The organism is Nocardioides sp. Arc9.136 (assembly GCF_030506255.1).
GTDB lineage: Bacteria > Actinomycetota > Actinomycetes > Propionibacteriales > Nocardioidaceae > Nocardioides.
The window spans coordinates 461,634-486,563 of record NZ_CP113431.1 but is presented as its reverse complement, the minus strand read 5'-3'; the positions used below and the strand labels follow the sequence as shown (position 1 = coordinate 486,563).

Sequence of the window (24,930 nt, the reverse complement as noted above, 5' to 3'; positions counted from 1 at the left end):
GGTGTCGGCCGCGCCACAGCCCGGCTCGTCCCGCGGGTGTGGGCGGGCGTCAGTGGGCGCCGGGCGGGTGTGGGCGGGGCGCGTCGGCGGGGTGCCTCGGACGGGGCGTCAGGTCGGCGTCACGGGGGCGTCAAGGACCCGTCAAGGGCCTTCCGGCGGCGCTGCGCGGACCTAGCGTCGAGGACATGTCCTCCTTCGTGTCCTCCCTGAACACCGGCCTCGTCACCCTCGGCCGGTACGGCGGCGTGCTGCTCCTCGCCGCGGCGGGCTCGCTGGCCGCCGTCCTCGCGATCCTCATGCGCGTCCTCGTCGGTTGAGCCGGCCGCACCGGGCGCTCGCTACGCTCGCCGGGCTCGCCGGGCGCACCGGCGGGGAGCCGGACGAGGGGACGAGGGGGTGGGTACGTCGCCGCACGGACCGAGCCCTCGCACCCGCCGCGCCGCGCTGCTCGCCGTCGGCTGCGCGGTCGTCTCGGTCGGCACCCTCCTGGCGACGACCGCGCTCGAGGCCGAGGACGCCGCCGCCCTGCCCGCGACCGGCGGTACGGCGTGGTGGGTCACGGTCGTGGCCCTCCTGGCGCAGGCGGGGGCGCTCGCCCGGGCCCGGCTCCGGCCGCGGACGGTGCTGGTCGCGACCGGCGTCGCCGCCCCGCTCGCCGCCCTGGCCGGGGCGCGTGACGCCACCAGCCTGACCACCCTGGCGGTCGTGCTCGCCGTGTACGTCGCGGTGACCACCCGCCCCCTGCGCACGCTCGTCCCGGCTCTCGCCGTGACCGCGGTGCTCGTCGCCGCCGGCGGGGCGCTCGCCGGTCGCGACTCCGGCCTGGCCGTCGGGAGCGCGATCGGGCTGGCGGTCGTCCAGACCGTCGGGACGCTCGCCCTCGTGCTCGTCGTGGCGAGCTGGGTGGCCGCCGTCCGCGAGAGCCGGCGGGCCCGCGAGGACGAGCGGCGCGCGGTCGCCCGCGAGCAGAGCGCGCTGGTCCGGGCGGCCGTCGACCGGGAGCGGACCGCCATGGCGCGCGAGCTGCACGACATCGCCGCCCACCACCTCTCCGGGATCGCCGTCATGGCCTCCGCCCTCGAGCGCCAGGTCCTGACCGACCCCGACGGCGCCCAGGAGGCCGCGCGCCAGGTGCGCCAGCAGAGCAGGTCGGTCCTGCGCGACCTGCGCAGCCTGGTCGGCCTGCTGCGCGAGGGCGACCCCGCCTCCGACGCGCGCCCGGAGACGCTGGCCGGCGTCCGGGCCCTGGTGGCCGACGTCGCCGCCACCGGCCGCGAGGTCGCCCTGGCGGTGCTGGGCGACGAGCAGGCCGCGGCCCGCGAGGTCGGCCCGCTGGCCCAGCTCGCGGCGTACCGCGCCGTCCAGGAGGCTCTCGCCAACGCCGCCCGGCACGCCCCCGGGGCGGCCTGCTCGGTGACCGTCGACGCGCGCGACGACCGCGTCGTCGAGGTGGTCGTCCGCAACGGACCGGCCGACGGCGCGGCGGCGGGGTCCGCCGGGTCGCCGGGAGCCGCCGGGGGCTTCGGTCTCGTGGGGATGCGGGAGCGCGCCGCGCTCACCGGCGCCGACCTCGACGTCGGCCCCACCGATGATGGCGGGTGGCAGGTGCGGTTGCGGCTGCCGCGGGAGGGGGAGGTCGCGTGACTGGTCCTGCGAGTGGTCCTGTGGGTGGTCCTGTGGTCCGGGTGGTCGTCGCCGACGACCAGGCGCTGGTGCGAGCCGGCCTCGTGACCCTGCTCGGCGCCGAGCCGGACATCGAGGTCGTCGGCACCGCCGTCGACGGCCGCGAGGCGGTCGAGGTCGCCCGCCGGCTGCGCCCGGACGTGGTCTGCATGGACATCCGGATGCCGGTCATGGACGGCATCGCCGCGACCCGCGCCCTGGCCGGGCCCGGCGTCGAGGACCCGGTTCCGGTGCTGGTGCTGACGACGTTCGAGATCGACGACTACCTGTTCGGGGCGCTCGAGGCGGGTGCGGCCGGCTTCCAGCTCAAGGACGCCGAGCCCGAGGTGCTCGTCCGCGCCGTCCGCTCCGTCGCCGCCGGCAACGGCACGCTCGACGACTCGCTCACCAAGCGCGTGGTCGGCGAGGTGCTCGAGCGCCGTCGCAGCCAGCCCGTCACGGTCGCCCGGGGGACCGACCTGCTCACCGCACGCGAGCTCGACATCGTGCTGTTGCTCGCGCAGGGCATGTCGAACGACGAGATCGCCCAGCAGCTCGTCCTCGAGGTCTCCACCGTCAAGTCCCACCTCGCACGGATCCTCCCCAAGCTCGGCGTCCGCTCCCGCCTCCAGGCCGCCGTCTGGGCCTACCAGAACAAGGTCGTCGACGTCCCCGACTGACGCACGCAGCGAGCCCCGGCGAGCGTCGTCGAGACCCCCACCGCTGGTCGAGCAGCGAGCCCCGGCGAGCGTCGTCGAGACCCCCACCGCTGGTCGAGCAGCGAGCCCCGGCGAGCGTCGTCGAGACCCCCGCGCTGCCGGTCGAGCAGCGAGCCCCGGCGAGCGTCGTCGAGACCCCGCACCGCTGGTCGAGCAGCGAGCCCCGGCGAGCGTCGTCGAGACCCCGCACCGCTGGTCGAGCAGCGAGCCCCGGCGAGCGTCGTCGAGACCCTGCACTGCTGGTCGAGCAGCGAGCCCCGGCGAGCGTCGTCGAGACCCCAGGCAGCCGACCTGCGGCCTACGTGAGGTGGGTGGTCGCGGTGGTGGCGGCTACAGGACGGGCACACCGTGGGTCGCGCACCGTCGCCAGCCCGCTGCTGGTCGAGCAGCGAGCGTCGTCGAGCCCCCGTCGCCAATCCACAACGTCGCCGCACACCTTCCATTCGAACACACGTGCGAGTAGAATAAGGCCATGGCCCTCCCCGCGACGCTCGAGCACCCGCTGGACACCCCAGCCGACGTGCTCGCCGCTGCACGTGCGATCCAGCGCGCGGCGAACGCCGCCGAGGCAGAGCTGCTCCAGGCGGCGGTGCAGTGGTGCGTGATGCACCCCGCCGAATCAATCAGCACCGCCTCGGCGTGGTCGACGCTGAAGGGGTTCGGCGACAAAGCCGTCGGCCTCGCCGGGGACGGCGCACCGTTGGTGAGCGAGTTCGCCGTCATCGAGTTCGCCGCCGGGATCGGGAAGTCCGAGGACGCCGGCCGCGCCTACCTCGCCGAGGCCCTCGAGCTGCGCTACCGCCTCCCCCGGACCTGGGCGAAGGTCACCAACCTCGCCCTCCCGGCGTGGAAAGCGCGGTCCATCGCCCGGCGCACCCTGCACCTGCCCAAAGCCGGTGCGGGGTTCGTGGACACCCACGTCGCCCCCGTCGCCGCCACCATCGGCCCCGCCGCGCTCGACCGGCTCCTCGACGAAGCACTGGTCCGGTTCGACCCCGCCGAAGCCGAACGGGTCCGGTACGAACGCACCGAAGCACGCCACTTCACCATCCAGACCCGACAGGTCTCCTACGACGGCCACGTCGACATCTGGGGCACCCTCGACCTCGCCGACGCCCTCGACCTCGAGGACGCGATCACCAAGGGCGCCGCCCGCCTCGCCCAGCTCGGCTCGAAAGAGGCTGAGGGCGCGCGGCGGGCGATGGCCGCCGGCGACATGGCCCGCCGCCAGCTCCAGCTGCAGTTCGACACCGACCCCACACCCCTGGTCGTCCACGTCCACCAGAAGGCAGATGGTGAACTCGACCGCGTCACCCGGGTCGAAGCCACCAGGGGGTTCGTGCTCACCACCCAGCTCGCCGAGTGGTGCACCCGCGCCGCCCGCGACGGCGCACCCATCACCGTCAAGCCCGTGATCGACCTGAACGAACGGATCCACGTCGAGGCCTACGAGGTCCCCGACCGCCTCTCCGTCCAGACCCGGCTGCGCGACCACCACTGCGTCTTCCCCTGGTGCACCCGCCCCGCCCACACCACCAGCAAGGTCGACGACGACCACGTCATCCCCCACAGCAGGGGCGGACCCACCGCGACCGAGAACATCGCCCCCCTGTGCAGGCGCCACCACCGCGCCAAGACCCACACCGTCTGGCACCAACACACACCCCGACCAGGGACCTACCTGTGGCGCAGCCCCACAGGGCTCACCTACCGCGTCGACCACCACGGCACCCACGAGACCACCGACCCGCCCGACCAGTAGCCGCCCCGCCCCACACCCCGCCGGAGCAACCAACCGGCGGGGCACAGGCACGCCCGGCCAGCTCCTCGACGGGCCGAGCGCACCCCGTCTCTGCTTGCTCCGGCGTTCGCACACTGACGGGCCCGAGGAGGTGAGCCGTGGGACTGCGGATGAGGCCGGTCGACGGCGCACGCTGCTCCCCGCCCCGGCCCGCGGCGCCTCGACCTGGACCCGGCGGCTCACGGAGCGAGCGGCCGACGGGGTCCTGCTCAACCCTGCCTACCGGAGCGCGAACGCGTCCCACCCGCCGCAGACCAGGGGTGGCCCGGACATTGCGGCGGCTCGGACTGACGAGCAGCGCCGCTGCGCTCAGTGGAACGGGTCGATCTTCACGACCTCGCAGTCGTGGACGATCGGCCGGGTGGGGTCGGGCTCGCCGACGTCGCCGCCGTTGGGCAGCAGCACCTCGTCACGACCGGGACCGCACCAGATCTCCATCCGCTTCGGGTTGACCGACGTCGGGCGGATGACGTCGTCGCCGGCGCCCGCCCGCATCCGGTCGCCGCCGTAGACCAGCGCGTGGTCGTCGCCACCCCCGGTGAGCACCAGGTCGTCCACGCCGTCGGGATCGGCCCACACCTGGTCGGCGCCGGCACCGCCGACGATGACGTCGTACCCCGCGCCGCCGAACAGGTTGTCGCGCCCCGGGCCGCCCATCACCCGGTCGTCCCCGTCGCCGCCGTACAGGCCGTCGCGTCCGTCGCCGCCGACGATCCGGTCGTCACCGGCGAGCCCGCGCGAGCCGTCGTTCCCGCCGTACAGGCGGATCACGTCGTCCTGCGCCGTTCCCGGCAGCCGGTCGCGACCCGGCGTGCCCTCCAGGACGGCGGCGTCGGCCCGCGGGACGAGGCCGAGGGGTGAGGTGGCGAGCAGCACCGCGGTGAGCGCTGCGGTGCCGAGGCGGGTCGGGAACGTGGTCATGCGAGGTCCTCTCCAGGTTGCTGTTCCGAGTGGTTTCGCGGGTACGACGCCGCCGGCTCCGGAAAGGTTCGCGGGCCGTCGCGGGCCACCTCCATCGAAGGATGCAACCGCGCAGGTTGGTCCTTTGGCGGCTCGTGGCGGGGGCCGCCGGTTCCTAGCGTCGTGGACATCCCCACGACGACCCCAGGAGCACCGATGCAGACCCCCACTCCCACGCTCAGCACGACCCGCACCGCGACCGCCGTCCTCCTCGACGACGTCCGCCACACCTACGCCGGCCCCGAGCCGGTGCACGCGCTGCGGGGGCTCTCGCTGGCGCTGCCGGCCGGCTCGTTCACCGCGGTCGTCGGCGCGTCCGGATCGGGCAAGTCGACCTTCCTGCACTGCGCCGCCGGCCTCGAGACCCCGACCAGCGGACGCGTCCTGGTCGGCGACCACGACCTGGGCGGCCTGTCGCCGGACGCGCTGACGCGGTTGCGCCGCCGCTACGTCGGCTTCGTCTTCCAGGCCTACAACCTGGTGGGCCACCTCTCGGTCGCCGACAACATCGCGCTGCCCCTGCTGCTGGCCGGGGCGTCGACCGACCCGGCCTGGCAGGCCGAGCTGGTCGCCGCGCTCGGCCTCGGCGGCCTCGAGCAGCGCCGCCCGGTGGAGCTCTCCGGCGGCCAGGCGCAGCGCGTCGCCATCGCCCGGGCGCTGGTCACCCGCCCCACCGTCGTGTTCGCCGACGAGCCGACCGGCGCCCTCGACTCCGCGACGGGCAAGCAGGTGCTCGCCGCGCTGCGCTCCACCGCCGACCGGTTCGGCCAGACCGTCGTCGTGGTCACCCACGACCCCCACGTCGCGGCCACCGCCGACAGCGTGCTGGTGCTGGCCGACGGCCGGCTCCGCGACCGGATCGACCACCCGACGGCCGACCTGGTCGCCGCCGCCGCCCTGCGCACGACGGCGGGTGCCTGACATGTGGCGCCTCGCCCGCTCGGCCGTCGCCGCGCACCCCGGATCCCTTGTCGGCACCCTCCTCGCCCTGGTCGCCGCGGCGGCCCTGCTCTCGGCCGGCGGCGTCCTCGTCGAGTCCGGCCTCCGCACCGGGCCGTCGGTCGACGGCGGCCCCGACGGCGCCACCCTGGTCGCGCTCGCCAGCTCCTACCTGGGCACCGCGCTGGTCGTCGTCGTCCTGGTCGTCGCCGCCACCGTCGTGCTCGCCATGCGGCCCCGGCAGCGCGACCTCGCCGTCCTGCGCGCCGTCGGCGCCACGCACGGGCAGGTACGCCGCGTGGTGACCGCCGAGCTGCTGCTGCTCGCAGCCGTCGCCGGCCCGGTCGGCTCCGTGGCCGGCCTCGTGGCCGCCCGGTGGACCACCCCGTTGCTGGTCGACGCCTCCCTCGTCCCGGCCGGCTTCACCCCGACCGTCTCGCCCTGGCCGGCACTCTCGGCCGTGCTCGTCCTCGGGGCGGTCGCCGTCGTCGCCGGGCGGCTCGCCGCCCGCGACACCCTGCGGCTGCCGCCGACCGCCGCGCTGCGCTCGACGCTGGTCGAGCCGCGCGAGGTCGGCCGGGTGCGCCGCACCGCCGCCCTCGGGACCGCCGTCCTCGGGCTGGTCGCGGCGGGCTCGCCGCTCGTGGTCCCGGGCACCGTCGGCGGCGCCACCGCCGCCACCTCGGCCATGCTGCTGGTCGGCGCCGCCGCCCTGGCCGGCCCGCTGCTCGTGCAGCGCGTCCTCGCCTCCGCCGGGACCGGTGCCCGCCGCTCCCCCGTCACCCGGCTGGCCCTCGCCGCGACCCGCGGCTCGGCCCGCCGGCTCACCGCGGTCGTCGTGCCGCTCGCGACCGTCGTCGCGGTGGGCACCGTGCAGACCAGCACCGGCGAGGCCGTCCACGACGCCGCCGTCCAGCAGCTCACCGCAGGCATCTCCGCCGACCTGGTGGTCACCGCACCGGACGGGCTCGACGACGCCGGCCTCGCAGCCGTGTCCGGCGCACCGGGCGTCACCGGCACCACCCCGGTCGCCACGGTCCCCGCCCGGGTCCGCACCGACGACGAGGACGTCCCCGGCCTGGAGAGCCTGTCGTGGGAGTCCGCCGCGCTGCGCGTCCTCGCCGAGGGCACCGACCCGGCGGCGTACGACCCCGACGTCGTCGACGGCTCCCTCGCCGCCCTGGACGAGCCCGGCACGGTCGCCGTCAGCACCGACGCCCGCCTGCTCTCCGGCGCCGGGACGGGCGAGACCGTCGCCGTCCGCGTCGCCGGCGGAGGGACGGCCGAGCTGCGGGTCGCGGCGGTCTACGACCGGGGCCTCGGCTTCGGCGACTACACGGTGGGCACCGCGACCACCGCCGCCCTCGGCGTCGAGACCAGCGCCGACACCGTGCTCGTCGACACCGACGACGCCGCCGCGACGACCGCCGCGCTGGACGGCGCCGCCATCGATGCGACCACGACCGTGGCGTACGTCGCGTCGGCCACCAGCGCCGACGCCGCCGAGCAGCGGCTCTCCACCGTGCTGCTGCTCGCCCTGCTGGCCTTCGTGCTCCTCGGCGCCGGCAACGCGCTGGTGATGTCGACCGTCGGCCGGCGCGACGAGCTGCGGCTGCTGGGCCGGATCGGCGCCACCCGGCCCCAGCTGGTGCGGATGGCGTTCGTCGAGTCCCTGCTCGTCGCCGTCGCCGCCGTCGCGATCGGGACCCTCGCCGTCGTCCCCGCCGTGCTCGGCACGTCCTTCGGGCTGCTCGGCGCCGCGGTGCCGGCGCTCGACGTCACGGCGTACGGCGTGCTGCTCGGCCTGGTGCTGGTGGTGAGCGTCGCCGGCACCGTCCCGACGGTCGCCGCCCGCGTCGCCCGCCCCTGACCCACCCCATCCCACCGATGAAGGAGAACTCGATGTCACCCACCACCCTGCTCCGCCGCACCGCCCTCGCCGCCACGGCCGCCGTCCTGCCGCTCGGCCTGCTCTCCACCGCCACCGCCACCGCCACCACGACGGCCCAGCCCGACGCCGCCGACGACGCCGGCCTCCAGCGCCGGCTCGACCGGCTCGTCGACCGGGCCGGCTTCCCCGGCGTGGTCGCCACCGTCCGCGGCTCGGACGGGAAGGTCCGCACCTACCGCGCCGGCGCCGGCGACCTCGAGACCGGCGCGCCGCTGCCGAAGGACGGCCGCGTGCGGATCGCGAGCAACACCAAGATGTTCACGGCCACCGTCGTGCTCCAGCTCGTCGCCGAGGGCGAGGTCGACCTCGACGCGAAGGTCGAGCGGTACCTCCCCGGCGTCGTCCGCGGCCGCGGCGGGGACGGGCGCCGGATCACCGTGCGCCAGCTGCTCCAGCAGACCAGCGGCCTGCCCGACTACGACACCCTGGTCATCGAGGGCGGCGGCTCCCTGCGGTCGGTGGCGCACACCTACTTCGAGCCGCACGACCTTCTCGACGCCGCCCTCGCCGAGGACCTCGCCTTCACGCCCGGCAGGCGCTGGGCGTACAGCAACACCAACTACGTCGTGCTCGGGATGCTCGTCCAGCGCGTCACCGGACGCCCGGTCGGCGAGGAGATCCGCAAGCGGGTCGTCGCTCCGCTCGAGCTCGACGACACCTACTGGCCGCACCCGGGCGAGCAGCGGATCCGCGGGACCCACGGGCACGGGTACCACAGCGACGAGCGGGGCGGCCGCTGGCACGACCTGACCCGGATGGACCCCTCGCTGGGCTGGGCGGCCGGTCAGCTGGTCTCCTCGCCGCGCGACCTCGGCCGGTTCATGCAGGCCCTGCTGGGCGGTGACCTGCTGCCGGCCGCGCAGCTGGCGGAGATGAAGGAGACCGTGCGCGCCCCCGGCTTCGACGCCGACCCGGGCTGGCGCTACGGCCTGGGCCTGGCCGAGCACCGGCTCGGCTGCGACGTCACCGGCTGGGGCCACGGCGGGGACATCCAGGGCTTCACCACCCGCAACCTGGTGACCGCCGACGGCCGGTGGGCCGTCGTCACCGTCAACGCGCTGCCGCACGACCTCGAGCAGCTGGCGGCCGTCAGCCGCACCGTCGAGGCAGCGATCTGCCGGTCCTGAACCCACCGGCGACCGGGTCCACCCCGGGACCGCGGCCCCGGCGCCCGCTCAGCGGGTGGGCGGGGCCGCGCCGTCGAGGTCGAGGCTGTACGACGTCTGGGCGAGGACCGTGCGCGCCAGCTCCGGGTCGTCGCTGAGCCGGCGGCCGTAGCTGGGGATCGCCTTCTCCAGCGAGGGACGCCAGTCGGCCATCTCGTCGGGGAAGCAGCGGGCCATCACGTCGAGCATCGCCGGGACGGCGGTCGAGGCGCCCGGCGAGGCGCCGAGCAGGCCGGCGATGCTGCCGTCCCGGGCGGTGATCACCTCGGTGCCGAACTGCAGCACGCCCCCCTGGCCCGGGACGTCCTTGATCACCTGGACGCGCTGGCCGGCGGTGATCTTCTCCCAGTCCTCCGCGCGGGCGTCGGGGAAGAACGCCTGGAGCTCCTTCAGCTGAGCCTTCTTGCTGGCCAGCAGCTGCTGGACCAGGTAGACGACGAGGCCGAGGTTGCGCAGGCCGGCCTGCAGCATCGGCCGCAGGTTGTGCAGCCGCACCGACCGCAGCAGGTCGAAGAGCGAGCCGTGCTTGAGGAAGCGCGGGCTGAAGCCGGCGTACGGCCCGAACATCAGGCTCGGGGCGCCGTCGACGACCCGGGTGTCGAGGTGCGGGACCGACATCGGCGGGGCGCCGACGGCGGCCTTGCCGTAGACCTTGGCCTGGTGCCGGGCGACGATCTCGGGGTTGGTCGTGCGCCAGAACTCGCCGCTGACCGGGAAGCCGCCGTAGCCGCGGATCTCCTCGATGCCCGAGCGCTGGAGCAGGGTCAGCGCCTGCCCGCCGGCGCCGACGAACACGAAGCGTGCGGTGGTGTCGAAGTCGTGCGTGCCGGTCACGTGCCAGCCCTCGGGGGTGCGGGTCAGCCGGCGCACCTCGGTGCCGAGGTGCAGGCGCACGGCCCCGCTGTCGGCGAGGCCGGTGACCAGCTGCCGGGTCAGCGAGCCGAAGTCGACGTCGGTGCCGCCGAGGGCACGGGTCGCCGCGACCGGCTCGGAGCGGTCCCGGCCCGCCATCAGCAGCGGCGCCCACTCGGCGATGACGTCGGGGTCCTCGGTGAGCTCGATGCCGGCGAAGAGCGGGTGCTCGGCGAGCAGCGCGTGGCGGCGGCGGAGGTACTCGACGTTCTCGGCACCCCACACGAACGACAGGTGCGGGCTGGGGTGGATGAACGTCGAGGGGTCCGGCAGCGCGCCGTTCTCGACGAGGAAGGACCACAGCTGCCGGGTGACCTGGAACTGCTCGTTGACCTCGATCGCCTTGCTGACGTCGACCGACCCGTCGGGCCGCTGCGGCGAGTAGTTCAGCTCGCACAGCGCGGCGTGCCCGGTGCCCGCGTTGTTCCACGGCCCCGAGGACTCCTGGGCCAGCTCGTCGAGGCGCTCGACGATGCCGATCCGCCAGGTCGGCTCGACCTGGTGCAGCAGCGTCGCGAGGGTGGCGGACATGATCCCGCCGCCCACGAGGAGCGCGTCGTACGCCGCCGACGACCCTGCCGCGCCGGGCGGCCCGTCGTGGGCGGGACCGCTCGTGGCGGAGGTGCTGTGGACGTCGTTACCGTCAGGCTGCACGGGTCGTTCTCCTGATCGCTCAGCGCAGGGCTTCCTTGCCGACGACCCACTGTGACGGGGCCATACCGCACCCTTGTCAGTGCCCCGGTCGGGAGGGTCCCGGGCTGAGAGGTGCGCCACAGCAGCGGTGCAGCCCGGTGCGGCTCCGGTGCCGCCGGGTGCCGGGGAACGCCCGCGCGACGCCGCGCTCCCGTAGGGTGCCGGGCACGCCTCTCGCACAGGAACCCGGTGAGACTCCGGGGCGGTTCCGCCACTGTGACGCGGCCTCCGGGCCGTCAGCCAGACACTTGCGCTGGGGCTCGATCCGACCGTTCGACGGGGCGAGAACCCCGGAGGAGGAACCCGGCCATGGCCGCGTCCACGCGCATCTGCCTGCTCTCCACGTCCGACACCGACCTGCTGTCGGCCCGCGCGAGCGGCGCGGACTACACCTTGGCGAACCCGTCCCGGCCCGGCCACCAGTCGATGGCCGAGACCATCGAGGGCGCCGACCTGGTCGTCGCCCGCATCCTCGGCGGGCCGCAGGACCTGTGCGGGGGGTTCCGGCGGATCCGGGAGACCGGGGTGCCGGTGGTGGTGCTCGGCGGGGAGCAGCAGCCGAGCGCGGAGCTGATGGAGCTGTCGACCGTGCCGATCGGCGTGGCCGCCGAGGCGCACCGCTACCTCGCCGAGGGCGGCCCGGACAACCTCGCCCAGCTGCACGCGTTCCTCTCCGACACCGTGCTGCTCACCGGCGAGGGCTTCGAGCCGCCGGCGCAGATCCCGTCCTGGGGCCTCGCCCAGCGCCCGCAGGCGGCCGACCGGCCCGTCGACCCGTCCCTCCCCCGGGTGGGCGTCCTGTACTACCGGGCCCACCAGGCCAGCGGGAACACCGCCTTCGTCCACGCCCTGGCCGACGCGATCGACGCGACCGGCCGGGCCGTCGGGGTGCCGGTCTTCGCCGGGTCCCTGCGCAGCGCGCCCGACGAGCTGTTCGAGGCCCTCGGCGAGCTCGACGCGCTCGTCGTCACCGTGCTCGCGGCGGGCGGCAGCGTGCCGGCCTCGGCCAGCGCCGGGGGCGACGACGAGAGCTGGGACGTGGAGCGGATCGCCGCGCTCGACGTCCCCGTCCTGCAGGGGCTGTGCCTGACCAGCAGCCGGGCGGAGTGGGAGGCCAACGACGACGGGGTGACGCCGCTGGACTCGGCCAACCAGGTCGCGATCCCGGAGTTCGACGGCCGGGTCATCACCGTGCCGTTCTCGTTCAAGGAGATCGACGCCGACGGGCTCCCCCGCTACGTCGCCGACCCCGAGCGCTGCCGCCGCGTCGCCGGCCTGGCGATCAACCACGCCCGGCTGCGCCACGTGCCCAACAGCGAGAAGAAGCTGGCGCTCGTGCTCTCGGCATACCCCACCAAGCACGCGCGGATCGGCAACGCCGTCGGGCTCGACACCCCCGTCTCGACCGTCCGGCTGCTGCGCCGGCTGCGCGACGCCGGCTACGACCTCGGCGGCCCCGGCGCCGTCCCGGGGCTCGACCTCGAGGACGACACCGAGGCCGGCGACGCGCTCATCCACGCGATGATCGCCGCCGGCGGCCAGGACGAGGAGTGGCTGACCTCCGGCCAGCTCACCGACGCCCACGTGCGGATCACCCCCGAGCAGTACGCCGCGTGGACCGCCGACCTGCCGGCCGCGCTGCGCGACGGGATGGCCGAGGCCTGGGGCGAGGCGCCCGGCACCCTGTTCGTCAACGACGCCGGCGAGATCGTGCTGGCCACGCTCGTCGCCGGCAACGTCGTGCTGCTGATCCAGCCGCCGCGCGGCTTCGGGGAGAACCCGGTGGCGATCTACCACGACCCCGACCTCGCCCCCACCCACCACTACCTCGCGGCGTACCGCTGGCTCGAGGCGCCCGCGGCCGAGGGCGGCTTCGGCGCCCATGCCGTGGTGCACCTGGGCAAGCACGGGTCCCTGGAGTGGCTGCCGGGCAAGAACGCCGCGCTGTCCGCGGCCTGCGGCACCGACGCGGCGCTCGGCGACCTGCCGCTGTTCTACCCCTTCCTCGTCAACGACCCCGGGGAGGGCGCGCAGGCCAAGCGCCGCGCCCACGCCACGATCGTCGACCACCTCGTCCCGCCGATGGCGCGGGCGGAGTCCTACGGCGACATCGCCCGCCTCGAGCAGCTGCTCGACGAGCACGGCAACATCGCCGCGATGGACCCGGCGAAGCTCCCGGCGATCCGCGGTGAGATCTGGGCCCTCATGCGCGCCGCCGAGCTGCACCGCGACCTCGGCCTCGAGGAGCGGCCCGAGGACGACGACTTCGACGACTTCCTGCTGCACGTCGACGGCTGGCTCTGCGAGATCAAGGACGTCCAGATCCGCGACGGGCTCCACGTGCTGGGCCAGCCGCCGACCGGCGAGGCGCTGGTCAACCTGGTGCTGGCCATCCTGCGCGCCTCGCAGGTCTGGGGCGGCGTCGGGCACGCCGTCCCCGGCCTGCGGGCCGCGCTCGGGCTCACCGAGGGCGCCGGCACGGCCGAGGTGGACGCCTTCGAGGAGCGGGCCCGGGGCCTGGTCACCGCACTCGCCGGGGCCGGCTGGGACCCCGCCGCCGTCGACGGGCTGCACGAGGACGCCGACGTGCGCGCGGCGCTGCGGTTCGCCGCCACCGAGGTGGTCCCCCGGCTCGCGGCCACGACCGACGAGATGGACACCCTGCTGCACGCGCTCGACGGCGGGTACGTCGCCGCCGGCCCGTCCGGCTCGCCGCTGCGCGGCCTGGTCAACGTGCTGCCGACGGGACGCAACTTCTACACCGTCGACCCCCGGGCGGTGCCGTCGCGGCTGGCCTGGCAGACCGGCCAGGCGATGGCCGAGTCGCTGGTGCAGCGCTACCTCGAGGAGACCGGGGAGCACCCGACCTCGGTCGGCCTCTCGGTGTGGGGCACCAGCGCGATGCGGACCTCCGGCGACGACGTCGCGGAGGTGCTGGCGCTGCTCGGCGTGCGGCCGGTGTGGGACGAGATGTCGCGGCGCGTCGGGGAGCTGGCGGTGATCGACCTCGAGGAGCTCGGCCGGCCCCGCATCGACGTCACGGTCCGGATCTCGGGGTTCTTCCGCGACGCCTTCCCCCACGTGGTCGCCATGCTCGACGACGCGGTGCGGATGGTCGCGGCCCTCGACGAGCCCGACGACGTCAACTTCGTCCGCGCGCACGCCCGGGCCGACCTCGCCGAGCACGGCGACGAGCGCCGGGCCACCACGCGGATCTTCGGCTCCAAGCCCGGGTCCTACGGCGCGGGCATCCTCCAGGTCGTCGAGTCCGGCAGCTGGCGCGACGACGCCGACCTGGCCGAGGTCTACACCGCGTGGGGCGGCTTCGCCTACGGCCGCGGCCTCGACGGTGCGCCGGCCGCCGACGACATGCGCACGGCGTACCGCCGGATCAAGGTGGCCGCCAAGAACGTCGACAGCACCGAGCACGACATCGCCGACTCCGACGACTACTTCCAGTACCACGGCGGGATGGTCGCCACCGTCCGCGCGCTGACCGGCGCGGACCCCAAGGCGTACGTCGGCGACTCCACCTCCCCCGACGCGGTGCGGACCCGCAGCCTGCAGGAGGAGACCAACCGCGTCTTCCGGGCCCGCGTGGTCAACCCGCGCTGGATCGCCGCGATGCAGCGGCACGGCTACAAGGGCGCCTTCGAGCTCGCCGCGACCGTGGACTACCTCTTCGGCTTCGACGCGACCGCCGGGGTGGTGCACGACTGGATGTACGAGTCGCTGGCCGCCTCCTACGTCCTCGACGAGACCAACCAGGACTTCCTGCGCCGCTCCAACCCGTGGGCGCTGCGCGGCATCGTCGAGCGCCTGCACGAGGCCGCCGACCGGGGCCTGTGGGAGGTGCCGGACCCCGAGACGCTCGCCTCCCTGCAGAAGGTCTACCTCGAGGTCGAGGGCGACCTCGAGGACGACGGCGCCGGCGAGGGCGCGGGCGGGCCGCGGTGACCCACGTCCACGTGGTGGGGATCGGCATGGGCCCCCACCACCTGACCCGCGAGGGCGACCGGGCGCTGCGCGGTGCCGACTACGTGCTGGCCGCGCGCAAGAGCGGCGAGGACGAGCTGCTGGAGGTGCGCCGGCAGGTCTGCGCCGAGCTCGACCTCCCCCTGGTCGAGGTGACCGACCCCCGGCGCGACCGGGAGCGACCGCCGGACTACCCCGCCGCCGTGCGGGCGTGGCACGCTGAGCGGGTCGAGCTGTACGCCGCGGAGCTGGCCGCCCGCGGCGGGACCGCGGCGTTCCTGGCGTGGGGCGACCCGTCGCTCTACGACTCCACGCTGCGGGTGGTCGAGCAGGCCGCCGAGCGGACGCCGCTGACCTGGGACGTGGTGCCGGGCATCAGCGCCCCGCAGGTGCTGGCCGCCCGGCACCGGGTGGTGCTGCACGACATCGGCCAGCCGGTGCACCTCACCACCGCGCGCCGGCTGGCCCAGGACGTCCTGGCCGGCCAGGAGAACCTCGTGGTGATGCTCGGCTCGGGCGCGAGCCTGGACGGGCTGGTCGCCCTGGCCGACTGGCGGATCTGGTGGGGCGCGAACCTCGGGGCCGTCGGCGAGCGCCTCGTCGCGGGCCGGGTCGGGGACGTGCTCGCCGACGTCCGGTCCGCCCGGGCCGAGGCGCGCCGGGAGGCCGGCTGGGTGATGGACGCCTACCTCCTGCGCGCGCCGGCCGAGCAGCCCGCACGGCCCGCGCGGTGAGCGGCCTGCTCGTCGCCGGCACGACGTCGGACGCCGGCAAGTCGGTCGTCACCACCGGCCTGTGCCGCGCGTTCGCCCGCCGCGGGGTCGCGGTGGCGCCGTACAAGGCCCAGAACATGTCCAACAACTCCATGGTGTGCCTCGACCGGGACGGCGCCCCGGCCGAGATCGGCCGCGCCCAGTGGGTGCAGGCGCTGGCCGCCCGGGTCGCCCCGGAGCCGGCGATGAACCCGGTGCTCCTCAAGCCCGGCTCGGACCGCCGCAGCCACGTCGTGGTGATGGGGCGACCGGCCGGGGAGGTGGCCGCGACCGACTTCGCGACCGGCCGCCGCCACCTCGCGGCGGCCGCGCACGCGGCGTACGACGACCTGGCCGCGCGGTTCGACGTCGTGGTCGCCGAGGGCGCCGGGAGCCCGGCGGAGGTCAACCTGCGCGCGAGCGACTACGTCAACCTCGGGCTGGCCCGGCACGCCGACCTGCCGGTGGTCGTCGTGGGCGACATCGACCGCGGCGGGCTGTTCGCCGCGATGCTCGGGACCCTGGCGGTGCTCGACCCGGCCGACCAGGCGCTGGTGGCGGGGTTCGTGGTCAACAAGTTCCGCGGCGACCTCGGCCTGCTGCGGCCCGGGCTGGAGCGGCTCGTAGAGCTGACCGGGCGCCCGGTCCACGGCGTGCTGCCCTGGCACCCCGACCTGTGGCTGGACTCCGAGGACGCCCTCGACCTCGAGGGTCGCCGTGCGGGCGGTGCGGCCCGCGTCCGGGTCGCGGTGGTGCGGCTCCCGCGGATCAGCAACTTCACCGACGTCGACGCGCTCGGGCTGGAGCCGGACCTCGACGTCGTCTTCGCCTCCGACCCGCGCGACCTGGCCGACGCCCACCTCGTCGTGCTGCCCGGCACCCGTGCCACGCTGGCCGACCTGGCCTGGCTGCGGGACCGCGGCCTCGACGTGGCCCTCGAGCGGCACGTCCGCGCCGGGCGGCCGTTGCTGGGGATCTGCGGCGGCTTCCAGATGCTCGGCACCGAGGTCCTCGACCCCGACGGCGTCGAGGGCCCGGCCGGGGCGCGCGCCGCCGGGCTCGGGCTGCTCCCGGTGCGCACCACCTTCGCCCGCGACAAGGTCCTCCGGCTGCCGGCCGGCGCGGCCCTCGGGGCCGCCACGAGCGGCTACGAGATCCACCACGGGCGGGTCGCGCGCGACGACGGTGCGGAGGAGTTCCTCGGCGGCGCCCGGTCCGGGCACGTCCTGGGGACGATGTGGCACGGCAGCCTGGAGGGGGACGACTTCCGGGCGGCGCTCCTCGCCGACCTCGTCGGGGTCGAGCCGTCCGGGGTGTCCTTCGCCGCCGCCCGCGAGCACCGCATGGAGCTGCTGGCCGACCTCGTCGAGGAGCACCTCGACGTCGACGTGCTGCTGGACCTCGCCCGGCACGGGGCGCCGGCCGACCTGCCCACGCTCACCCTCGGCCTGGACGGGTCGAGCCGGTGAGGGTGCTGCTGCTCGGGGGCACCGGCGAGGCCCGCGAGCTGGCCCGGGTGCTCGTCGACGGCGGGGTGGACGTGACGTCCTCGCTGGCCGGCCGGGTGGCGCGGCCCCGGCTGCCGGTCGGCCCGGTGCGGATCGGCGGCTTCGGCGGGGTGGACGGCCTGCGCGCCGCGCTGGCGGCGTACGACGTGGTCGTCGACGCGACCCACCCCTTCGCCCGCGGGATCAGCGCCAACGCCGTCGCGGCGTGCGCCGCGGAGTCCGTGCCGCTGCTGCGGCTGGAGCGACCCGGCTGGGAGCGGGACCCGGCCTGGCACGTCGTCGACACCCACGACGGGGCCGCCGCGCGGGCGGCGGCGCTCGGCGCCCGGCCGTTCCTGACCGTCGGCCGCCAGGAGCTGGCCCGCTTCGTGCCCGACCTCGGCCCGCTCGCCGTGCTCGCCCGGGTCGTGGACCCGCCCGACCTCGAGCTGCCCGCGGCCTGGCGCCTGCTCGCCAGCCGGGGGCCGTACACGCTCGACGGCGAGCTCGCGGTCATGCGCGAGCACGGCTCCGACGTGTTGGTGACCAAGGACTCCGGCGGCTCCCACACCTGGCCCAAGCTGCAGGCCGCCGCCCACCTGGGCGTGCCGGTCGTCGTGATCGCGCGCCCCGCGCCGGACCCGCGGACGCCGGTCGTGGACGCCGCGGGACCGGCCCTGGAGTGGGTGCTCGCCCAGCCGGCCCGACCCGCCGCGGACCGTGCCGGTGGCGCCGACGCCACGGTGGTACGTTCCGCGTGCCGTGGTGCACGGGAAGCCGGTGCAAGACCGGCGCGGCCCTCGCCACTGTGAGCGCGGAGTCCCGCGACCTCACTGACACCCCAGGTGTCAGGACCACTGGGCGCAAGCCTGGGAAGGTCGGTCGTCGGACGTCGATGCGCGAGCCAGGAGACCGGCCACGGCGCTTCACCTCCACGAGGGTTCCTGGAAGAGAGCACCACCGATGATCCGTCGTACCGTCCTGCCCACCCGACCCCCCGCGGCCCTGCTCGCAGCGGCCGTCCTCACCACCGGGCTGCTGTCCGGGTGCACCGGCGCACCGGCCGCCGAGCCGGCCCCGCCCGGGGCCGCCGACCGCCCGGTCACCGTCACCAGCTGTGGCCACGAGGTCACCGTCACCGAGCCGCCGAGCGAGGTGGTCACCCTCAACCAGGGCGCCACCGAGGTCGTGCTGGCCCTCGGCCTGGCAGACCAGCTCGCCGGCACCGCCTACCTCGACGACGCCGTGCCACCGCGGTGGCGGGCGGCGTACGACGCGGTGCCGGTGCTGTCGGCGGAGTACCCCACGAACGAGCAGCTGCTGGCCGCCGGTCCGGACTTCGTCTACGCGTCCTACGCCAGCGCCTTCGAGCCCGCCGTCGCCGGCACCCAGGAGGACCTCGCCGCCGCGGGCGTGGGCTCCTACCTCTCGCCCTTCGGCTGCCCCGAGGCCGGCGACCGGCCGGGGGCGTCGTTCGAGGCGGTCTGGGGCGAGGTCGAGGACGTCGCGACCGCGCTGGGCCACCCCGAGGCGGCCGACCGGCTCCGGGCGGAGCAGGAGGACCGGCTCGCCGACCTCGAGGAGGAGGCGGCCGGCTCGGGCCTGGACGTCGTGTGGTGGGACGGCGGCACCCGGTCGCCGAACGTGGGCGCCGGCGAGGGCGGGCCCCAGCTGGTGCTCGACGCGGTCGGCGCGGACAACGTCTTCGGCGACCTCGACGGCTCCTGGGCCGAGGGCAGCTGGGAGGACGTGCTGGCGGCCGACCCCGACGTCATCGTGCTCGTCGACGCCGCCTGGGATCCCGCCGCGGACAAGCGGGCCTACCTGGAGTCCGACCCGGTGCTGAGCCGGCTGACCGCGGTCCGGGAGCGGCACTACGCCGTGGTGCCGTTCTCGGAGTCGACCGCCGGGGTCCGGCTGGTCGACGGCGCCGCGTCGCTCGCCGACCAGCTCGGCGAGCTCGGGCTAGCTGGGTGAGCCTGCGGAGCGCTCGCGGCCGGGGCGGCCGGGGCCTCCTGGCAGTCGGTGCGCTGCTCGTCCTGCTCGGCAGCTGCGCGGTCGCGCTGGGCGTCGGCTCGGTTGACGTGCCGGTCACCCGGGTGCTGGCGGTGCTGGCGCGCCGGGCGGGCCTCGGCGAGCTCGACGTGAGCCTGCTGGAGGACCAGCTGGTCTGGCAGCTGCGGCTGCCGCGGGTCCTCGGCGCGGTCGCGGTCGGCGCCGTGCTCGCCTCGTGCGGCGCGGTGCTGCAGTCGCTGACCCGCAACGACCTGGCCGACCCGTTCCTGCTCGGCGTCTCCAGCGGCGCCGGGGTGGGGGCGGTCAGCGTGATCGTCCTGGGCCTGGGCGTGGGCGGGCTCGCCGCCGGCGCCGTGCTCCCGGCCGCGGCGTTCCTGGGCGCGCTGGCCGCGCTCGCGGCCGTCCTGCTGGTCGCCTCGGCCGGCGGCGGCGCGCTCCGCCCGCACCGGACGGTGCTGGCGGGGGTCGCGGTCGCGCACCTGTGCGGGGCCTACACCTCGGTCGTCGTGATCATGCACGGCCAGGGCGACACGGCCCGCCGGGTGCTCGCCTGGACCCTCGGCTCGCTCGCGGGGCTGCGCTGGAGCAGCGCGCTGGTCCTCGCCGCGGCCGCCCTGGTGGCGCTGGTGTGGTTCCTGGCCTACGCCGAGCGGCTCGACGCCTTCGCGTTCGGCGAGACGTCCGCGCGCTCCCTGGGCGTCCCGGTGACCGCGACCCGGTGGGTGCTGATGGTGGGCACCGCCCTGGTCACCGCCACGACCGTGGCGTACGCCGGGGCGATCGGCTTCGTGGGCCTGGTCGTGCCGCACCTGGTGCGACCGCTCGTCGGCTCCCGGCACCGCGACCTGCTCCCGGCCTCGGCGGTCGCGGGTGCGGTGCTGCTGGTCTGGGCCGACACCGCCGCGCGCTCGCTGGTCGACGGGCAGGAGGTGCCGATCGGGGCGCTGACCGCGCTCATCGGCGTCCCCGTCCTGGTCTGGCTGATGGCGAGGAGGACCACCGCATGACCCACCGCTCGAACTGCGTCCACCGCGGCGCCCACGGCGAGCTGGCCGACCTCGTGGCCGAGGGCGTCACCGTCCGGCTCGGCGACCGCACCGTCCTCGACGGCGTGGGCCTGCGGGCCGAGGGCGGCCGGCTGACCGGGCTGCTCGGGCCCAACGGCTCGGGCAAGACCACCCTGCTGCACGTGCTGGCCGGGCTGCGGCGCCCCGCCGCCGGGACCGTGCGGGTCGGCGGCACCGACCTGCGCGGGCTCCCCGACCGCCGGCGGGCCCGCACCGTCGCCCTGGTGGAGCAGCACGCCGCCACTACCGTCGACCTGACCGTCCGCGAGGTCGTCACCCTGGGCCGGCTGCCGCACCGCGGCCGGCTGGGCGGCGCCGCGCGCGACCCGCACGGGGCGGACGTCGTCGAGGACGTGCTGGGGATGGTCGGGCTCACCTCGCTGGCCGAGCGACCCTGGGCGACGCTGTCCGGCGGCGAGCGGCAGCGGGCGCACCTGGGGCGCACCCTCGCCCAGGAGCCGGAGGTGCTGCTGCTCGACGAGCCCACCAACCACCTGGACCTCGGCCAGCAGCTGCGGTTCCTCTCCCTGGTCCGCGAGCTCGGGCTCACCGCGGTCGCGGCGCTGCACGACCTGGAGCTGGCCGCCGCCTTCTGCGACGACGTGGTGGTGCTCGACGGCGGCCGCGTCCGCGGCCACGGCCCGGTCGGGTCCGCCCTGACCGCCCCGCTGCTGGGCGAGGTGTACGGCGTCCGGGCGTCGCTCGCCCCGCACCCCCGGCTCTCCCGCCAGCACCTGGTGTGGGACGGCCCCGTGGAGGAGGCCCCGTGACGGCGTTCGTCCTCGTCGGCACCTCGCCGGGCGACCCGGCCCGGCGCGGGGAGCTGCTCGGCCTCGCCCGCCGCGTGGGAGCCGAGCTGGCCTTCCTGCAGCTCGGCTCGCCGGGCCTCGGCACCACGCTCACGCGGCTCGCCGACGACGGCGCGACCCGCGTGGTCGTGGTGGGGGTCGGCGGCGCGACGGGCCCCGGGGTGTCGTGGCTGCGCCGGGTCGCGGCGCACTGGTGGGCGACGTACGGCGCCGGCGCGCCCGAGCTGCTGACCGCCCCGGCGTACCTCACCGACGAGACGGGCTGGGACGACCTCGTCTCCCGGGCGAGGCCGGTCACCGACGGCGGCGCCGGGCTGCGGTCCGGGGCCTGGGAGGACGTCCCGCGGCACCGCCACCAGGTGCTCGTCTGCCGCGGTCCGCGGTGCACCGCGGCGGGTGCCGAGGAGTCCGCGGGCGCGCTGGTGCTGGCGCTGGCCGAGCACGGCCTCGGCGACGACGACGTGCTGCTCACCCAGACCGGCTGCCAGTTCCCGTGCAACCGGGCGCCCGTCGTCACGGTCCACCCCGACGACGTCTGGTACGGCACCGTCGACCCGGCCGGGGCCGCGGCCCTCGTCGCGGAGCACCTGGTGGGCGGGACGCCGGTCGAACGGCTCCGTCTTCGGCGAGTGACGAGCCGGGACGACCGCCCATAAGTCACGATGGTCACATGATTGAAAGGTTTCACGCCGTGCACCCTGCGGTCACCGCTGCCCTCGGCCCGGCGCTCGGCCTCGACGAGGCGGTCCTCTCCGAGGTGCTCTCGGCGTTCGAGGTCCGCCACCTCGACCGCCACGACCGGCTCTTCGAGCAGGGGGAGCCGGGCCGCAGCCTGTGCCTGGTGCAGGAGGGCAGCCTCAAGCTGACCCGCACGACCGCCACCGGCCGGCCGAACATCCTGGCCGTCCTCGGCCCCGGCGACACCGTCGGCGAGATGTCCCTGCTCGACGGCAGCGATCGGCACGGCACCGTCACCGCGCTCACCGCGTCGGTGGTGCTCGAGCTGTCCCAGGCACGGTTCGACCGCTGGCTCATCGAGCAGCCGGCGGCCGCCCCGCTGCTGCTGCGCCACCTCGGCCGGCGGCTGCGCGCCTCCAACGACGTGATCTCCGACCTCGTCTTCGCCGACGTGCCCACCCGCGTGGCGCGGTTGATCCTCAAGCTCGCCGAGCAGTTCGGCGTCGAGGACGACCGCCGTGTCGTGGTCGTCGAGCACCAGCTCACCCAGGAGGAGCTCGCCCAGCTCGTCGGCTCGGCCCGCGAGACGGTCAACAAGGCGCTGTCGAACCTCGCCGGCCGCGGGTGGATCGAGCTGGGCCGCCGGTCGATCGCGATCCTGGACGGCGACCGCCTGCGGCGCTTCGCCCGCTGAGGCCCGCGCCCGCTGGGACGCGGCCCGTCCGGCGCCGTCACCTCCCCGACGCGCGCGCTTCACCCCCCGCTCACCGCACGCCCCACCCACCGCCGCCGGAGCCTCCTAGGTTCGCCCGGACCGGCGAGGGGAGGGCGCATGACACGCAGGACGAGGTCGACCGTCGAGCGCGGCGGCGCCCGGGTGCTGTCGGTGTACGACGGCTTCTTCACCGGTGGTGCGCGCATCCAGCACACCACCGTGGTGACCGGCCTGCACGCCACGACGCAGCAGCGGCACAGCGTGCTGGGGCTCGCCCGGACCACGACGCGGGAGGGCACCACCCAGACGGCCGACCGGGACGGCAGCTGGCGGCGCCTCGCCGGCGCGGGTGTCCCCGTCGGGGCGCTCGACCGGGCCTCGGGCTCGGCCCTGCGGCGCCACCACCTGGCCGCGCTCGAGCGGGCCGTGGGCGCGGCCGACCTGGTCCTGTCGCTGAAGGAGCAGCCGCTCGCGGCGCTGCGCCGGATCGACGCCGCCGGCACCCCGGTCGTCGTCTCCCTGCACCGCTCGGACCCCGAGCACCACGAGGCGGCCGTGACCGACCTCGTGGACCTGGTCGACCGCGGGACCGTCGCCGCCGCCGTCTGCTGCGCCCGGTCCACCCAGCGCGCGTACCACGCCGCGACCGGCATCCCGCTGGCCCAGCTCCCGGTCGTCCCCAACGGTGTGGACCTGCAGCGGTTCCGGCCCTCGGCCTGCGAGCGCCGCGACGTGCGCCGCGAGCTCGGCATCGACCCCGCCGCACCCGTCGTCCTCCTCTCGGCCCGCTTCGACCCGATGAAGGACGTCCCGCTCTTCCTGCGGGCGGCCGCCGCGTTCGCGCGCCGCCGCCCCGACGCCCACGTGGTGCTCTGCGGTGCCGGCATGTCGGCGGCCAACCCGGAGCTGGCCGGCCTGGTCTCCGCGACGCTGCGCGGCTGGTCGGGCGCCCAGGACCGGGTGCACCTGCTGGGGATCCGCGCCGACATGCCGCGGCTGCACAACGCCGCCGACGTGGTCGCGCTGACCAGCGCGTACGGCGAGGCGGCGCCGCTCTCGCTCCTCGAGGCCATGGCCAGCGGCACGGTGCCGGTCACCACCGACGTCGGCGACGCCGCGGCCATGGTCGGCGACGCGCGGCTGGTCACCGGCCGCGAGCCCGGGGCGGTCGCGCTCGCGTGGGAGGCGGCCCTCGACGCGAGGGAGGAGCACCTGGCCCGCATCCTGCGGGACCGGCCGGGGCTCTCCGAGCGCCACTGCGTCGACGCGTACGCCGCGATCGCCGAGCGGCACGCGCTGCGCGACGTCCTGCCCACCGCGGTCTGAGCTGAGCCGGGCCCGGGGCGTGGACCGACCCTCCGGCGCTCGCAGCGTGGTGCTGGGCCTGGCCGCCGTCGCGGCCGTCGTGGCAGCGGTCGTCGAGGCCTGCTGGTCGCCGGCGTTCGTCGACCTGTCGGTCTACCGGTTCGGCGGCGCGCAGGTGGCCCGCGGGGAGGACGTGTACGCCGGCACCGACCCCGCGAGCGGGCTGCCGTTCACCTACCCGCCGTTCGCGGCGCTGCTCTTCCTGCCCCTCGCGGCGCTCCCCTCGCCCCTCGCGGCCGGCCTGCTCACGGGCGCGTCGGTGGCGGCGCTGGGCTGGACGGTCCGGCTGCTCGCGCCGCGGCTGGCTCCCGCCGCCCTGGCGCTGCTGGTGGTCGGGTTGCTGCTGCTGGAGCCGGTCGAGCAGACGCTGTCGTTCGGGCAGGTGAACCTGCTGCTGATGGCGCTCGTCGCGGCGGCCGTGCTCGAGCCGGACCGGGCGCGCAGCCCCTGGCTGCTCGGGGTCGCGGCCGGCGTCAAGCTCACGCCCCTCGTCCTCGTCGTCCACCTCGCCCTGACCGGCCGCGTGCGCGAGGCCGGGACGTCGCTGGCGGCGTTCGCCGGCACCGTGCTGGTCGGCGTGGTCCTGCTCCCCGCGCAGGCGGCGGACTTCTGGACCGCGGCCGTCTGGGACTCCGGCCGGGTCGGCGGCGTGGCCTTCGCCAGCAACCAGTCGGTCAACGGCCTGCTGGCCCGTCTCGGCGACGGGGACCCGCCCACCGTGCTCTGGCTCGTGGTGGCCGGCACGGCGTCGCTCGCGGCGCTGGCCTGCGCCGTCGGCTGGCACCGGCGCGGGCACCCGCGCCTCGGGCTGGCGCTCGCCGGCGTCTCGATGCTCCTGGCCTCGCCGATCTCGTGGAGCCACCACTGGGTGTGGGTGGTCGTCGTGGTCGTCGCCCTGCCCCGCACCGCGCCGCTGGTCGTGGCCGTCTTCGCGTCCCGGCTGCTGTGGTGGCCCCCGCACCGCGACGACCGGGAGCTCGGGTGGGGCCCCGTCGAGCAGCTCGCCGGGAACAGCTACCTGCTCCTCGCGCTGCTGCTCGTGCTCGGCTCGGCGGCGGCCCTGGTCCGCGACCACGCGGGCCGGTCCGGCCCCTCAGCCCCACAGCCGGAGCAGCGCCCAGGTCCAGAAGACGACGGTGAGGGTCCCCAGGACCACCACCGTGACGACGCTGCCGCTCACGGCACCCCATCCTGAGCGCCCCGGGCCACCGGCACGGCACGGTCCGGAGGACCGCGGGCGTGCAGCCGGCGAACACCCGGCGG

At 76.0% G+C, this 24,930-nt stretch carries 19 protein-coding genes, 1 pseudogene and 2 riboswitches; of the genes and pseudogenes, 18 read left to right on the top strand and 2 right to left on the bottom strand.

From position 1 onward, the window contains the following. Positions 1 to 185 precede the first annotated feature (185 nt). The 4 genes from OSR43_RS02265 to OSR43_RS02250 all read left to right on the top strand — a co-directional run bounded on the left by OSR43_RS02265 (position 186) and on the right by OSR43_RS02250 (position 4,143). Complete coding sequence (locus OSR43_RS02265; protein ID WP_302269362.1) at positions 186 to 317, top strand: hypothetical protein; 132 nt, start codon at positions 186 to 188, stop codon at positions 315 to 317. Between the two features lie 79 nt (positions 318 to 396). Further along, positions 397 to 1,644 (top strand): sensor histidine kinase, encoded by a 1,248-nt coding sequence (locus tag OSR43_RS02260; RefSeq protein WP_302269359.1) that lies wholly within the window; start codon positions 397 to 399, stop codon positions 1,642 to 1,644. A 20-nt stretch (positions 1,645 to 1,664) separates the two neighbouring features. After that, positions 1,665 to 2,342, top strand: a complete 678-nt coding sequence (locus OSR43_RS02255; protein WP_302269358.1) for a response regulator transcription factor — start codon at positions 1,665 to 1,667, stop codon at positions 2,340 to 2,342. A gap of 511 nt (positions 2,343 to 2,853) precedes the next feature. Beyond that, the gene (locus tag OSR43_RS02250) at positions 2,854 to 4,143 is read left to right on the top strand and encodes an HNH endonuclease signature motif containing protein (protein ID WP_302269355.1); all 1,290 of its coding nucleotides are present in this window, start codon (positions 2,854 to 2,856) and stop codon (positions 4,141 to 4,143) included. A 348-nt stretch (positions 4,144 to 4,491) separates the two neighbouring features. On the opposite strand, the gene OSR43_RS02245 is transcribed toward OSR43_RS02250, so the two are convergent. Beyond that, positions 4,492 to 5,103: a calcium-binding protein gene (locus tag OSR43_RS02245; protein WP_302269354.1), complete on the bottom strand. Its 612-nt coding sequence runs from the start codon at positions 5,101 to 5,103 to the stop codon at positions 4,492 to 4,494. Positions 5,104 to 5,298: 195 nt separating this feature from the next. On the opposite strand from OSR43_RS02245, the gene OSR43_RS02240 reads away from it, so the two are divergent. The 3 genes from OSR43_RS02240 to OSR43_RS02230 are packed head-to-tail and all read left to right on the top strand — an operon-like array spanning position 5,299 to position 9,159. Next, positions 5,299 to 6,063 carry an ABC transporter ATP-binding protein gene (locus tag OSR43_RS02240; protein WP_302269353.1) on the top strand — a complete coding sequence of 255 codons (765 nt, stop codon included), beginning with the start codon at positions 5,299 to 5,301 and terminating at the stop codon, positions 6,061 to 6,063. Position 6,064: 1 nt separating this feature from the next. After that, entirely contained in the window at positions 6,065 to 7,951 is a 1,887-nt protein-coding gene (locus tag OSR43_RS02235) for an FtsX-like permease family protein (protein ID WP_302269352.1), read from the top strand. 32 nt (positions 7,952 to 7,983) lie between these two features. Beyond that, positions 7,984 to 9,159 carry a serine hydrolase gene (locus OSR43_RS02230; RefSeq protein ID WP_302269351.1) on the top strand — a complete coding sequence of 392 codons (1,176 nt, stop codon included), beginning with the start codon at positions 7,984 to 7,986 and terminating at the stop codon, positions 9,157 to 9,159. A gap of 48 nt (positions 9,160 to 9,207) precedes the next feature. On the opposite strand, the gene mqo is transcribed toward OSR43_RS02230, so the two are convergent. Further along, entirely contained in the window at positions 9,208 to 10,764 is a 1,557-nt protein-coding gene (mqo, locus tag OSR43_RS02225; RefSeq protein ID WP_302269350.1) for a malate dehydrogenase (quinone), read from the bottom strand. 220 nt (positions 10,765 to 10,984) lie between these two features. Beyond that, a riboswitch (cobalamin riboswitch) is annotated at positions 10,985 to 11,051 on the top strand. Positions 11,052 to 11,112: 61 nt separating this feature from the next. Here mqo and OSR43_RS02220 point away from each other — a divergent pair. The 11 genes and pseudogenes from OSR43_RS02220 to OSR43_RS02170 all read left to right on the top strand — a co-directional run bounded on the left by OSR43_RS02220 (position 11,113) and on the right by OSR43_RS02170 (position 24,862). Continuing rightward, a complete protein-coding gene (locus tag OSR43_RS02220) occupies positions 11,113 to 14,760 on the top strand; it encodes a cobaltochelatase subunit CobN (protein ID WP_302269349.1) in 3,648 nt (1,215 codons plus the stop codon). Beyond that, a complete protein-coding gene (cobF, locus tag OSR43_RS02215) occupies positions 14,757 to 15,512 on the top strand; it encodes a precorrin-6A synthase (deacetylating) (RefSeq protein ID WP_302269348.1) in 756 nt (251 codons plus the stop codon). The genes OSR43_RS02220 and cobF overlap by 4 nt, the downstream gene beginning before the upstream one ends. Further along, entirely contained in the window at positions 15,509 to 16,999 is a 1,491-nt protein-coding gene (locus tag OSR43_RS02210) for a cobyric acid synthase (protein ID WP_302269347.1), read from the top strand. The genes cobF and OSR43_RS02210 overlap by 4 nt, the downstream gene beginning before the upstream one ends. Continuing rightward, a pseudogene (locus OSR43_RS02205) lies at positions 16,996 to 17,700 on the top strand (cobalt-precorrin-6A reductase); the annotation flags it as partial. The gene OSR43_RS02210 and the pseudogene OSR43_RS02205, both read left to right, overlap by 4 nt. A gap of 63 nt (positions 17,701 to 17,763) precedes the next feature. Continuing rightward, positions 17,764 to 17,953, top strand: a riboswitch (cobalamin riboswitch). Between the two features lie 27 nt (positions 17,954 to 17,980). Further along, entirely contained in the window at positions 17,981 to 18,994 is a 1,014-nt protein-coding gene (locus tag OSR43_RS02200) for an ABC transporter substrate-binding protein (RefSeq protein ID WP_302269345.1), read from the top strand. 2 nt (positions 18,995 to 18,996) lie between these two features. Beyond that, entirely contained in the window at positions 18,997 to 20,040 is a 1,044-nt protein-coding gene (locus tag OSR43_RS02195; RefSeq protein WP_367891524.1) for a FecCD family ABC transporter permease, read from the top strand. Continuing rightward, a complete protein-coding gene (locus OSR43_RS02190) occupies positions 20,037 to 20,870 on the top strand; it encodes an ABC transporter ATP-binding protein (RefSeq protein WP_302269342.1) in 834 nt (277 codons plus the stop codon). The genes OSR43_RS02195 and OSR43_RS02190 overlap by 4 nt, the downstream gene beginning before the upstream one ends. After that, positions 20,867 to 21,565, top strand: coding sequence for a ferredoxin (locus OSR43_RS02185; protein ID WP_302269341.1), 699 nt, complete (start codon positions 20,867 to 20,869; stop codon positions 21,563 to 21,565). The genes OSR43_RS02190 and OSR43_RS02185 overlap by 4 nt, the downstream gene beginning before the upstream one ends. Before the next feature lie 35 nt (positions 21,566 to 21,600). Further along, the gene (locus tag OSR43_RS02180; RefSeq protein WP_302269337.1) at positions 21,601 to 22,281 is read left to right on the top strand and encodes a Crp/Fnr family transcriptional regulator; all 681 of its coding nucleotides are present in this window, start codon (positions 21,601 to 21,603) and stop codon (positions 22,279 to 22,281) included. 138 nt (positions 22,282 to 22,419) lie between these two features. Beyond that, the gene (locus tag OSR43_RS02175; RefSeq protein ID WP_302269335.1) at positions 22,420 to 23,628 is read left to right on the top strand and encodes a glycosyltransferase; all 1,209 of its coding nucleotides are present in this window, start codon (positions 22,420 to 22,422) and stop codon (positions 23,626 to 23,628) included. Positions 23,629 to 23,647: 19 nt separating this feature from the next. After that, complete coding sequence (locus OSR43_RS02170) at positions 23,648 to 24,862, top strand: glycosyltransferase 87 family protein (RefSeq protein WP_302269333.1); 1,215 nt, start codon at positions 23,648 to 23,650, stop codon at positions 24,860 to 24,862. Positions 24,863 to 24,930: the final 68 nt, after the last annotated feature.